This is a genomic window from Vibrio sp. 10N.222.48.A3 (genome assembly GCF_041475345.1).
GTDB lineage: Bacteria > Pseudomonadota > Gammaproteobacteria > Enterobacterales > Vibrionaceae > Vibrio > Vibrio tasmaniensis_A.
Genome location: NZ_JBFRVX010001040.1, coordinates 1 through 754, shown reverse-complemented (window position 1 = coordinate 754; position 754 = coordinate 1). Strand labels below are relative to the sequence as shown.

Genomic DNA, 754 nt, shown 5'->3' with positions numbered 1-754 from the left:
GTTTACTTATATAAAGAAGCAAAAACATAGAAGAATAAAGCGGCCTTGTGTCGCTTTATTTTTATCGGCTGCTTCTAGGCTCCTATTAGCTTACTTAGTGAAAGCGGTTAATTCGCTTCAAAATTCATTTTAGTTCATTCAAAACGTCACTTAACTGTCATTTCAGGGGCATACCTTGAGCCTTAACTGAATAAGGATTGTTAAGGAGATCGTATGCGTACTATCGAACCTGTTGTCCGCTGGGATGTGGCATTTTCTGTTTTCTGTTTGAAGAACCGTTATAGCGGGCAACATGCAACATTGAGTAAAGCGGTGTCTCATACCGGGGATGGTCATCTATATGTGTTGATCGCTCTGATTGCGCTGTTAGCTGATGGCTACACAGGTCGTGAATTTTTAATGGTTGGTCTAGCCGCTTTTGCGATAGAGCTACCGATTTATTGGGTAGCCAAAAACACCCTAAAGCGCCGCAGACCCGCTGAATTCTCTTCATTACTTCACTCTCACATTGTGCCGTCAGATAAATACAGCCTGCCATCTGGGCACTCCGCTGCTGCATTTGTTATGGCGACTCTAATCGGACATTTTTATCCAAGTCTCTATCTCTTTAGCTTGATTTGGGCGACAGCGATTGCAGGCTCTCGAATCCTACTCGGTGTGCACTTTTTAACGGACGTACTGATTGGCGCAGCGCTAGGTATAGCGTGCACAAGCCTAGCCATTTACTTCATTTTATAGCGCTTAGTCGTATGGC

The 754-nt window shown here is 44.0% G+C and carries 1 protein-coding gene; it reads left to right on the top strand.

Translation table 11 applies throughout. The annotated features are described in order from the left end of the window. The first annotated feature begins 213 nt into the window (after nt 1–213). The gene (locus AB4653_RS23395) at nt 214–738 is read left to right on the top strand and encodes a phosphatase PAP2 family protein (RefSeq protein WP_009847812.1); all 525 of its coding nucleotides are present in this window, start codon (nt 214–216) and stop codon (nt 736–738) included. The last annotated feature ends 16 nt before the right edge of the window (nt 739–754 follow it).

Bases quoted from the DNA above. Each gene is read 5' to 3' on its own strand.
- AB4653_RS23395 (WP_009847812.1), top strand. From the start codon at position 214: ATGCGTACTATCGAACCTGTTGTCCGCTGGGATGTGGCATTTTCTGTT.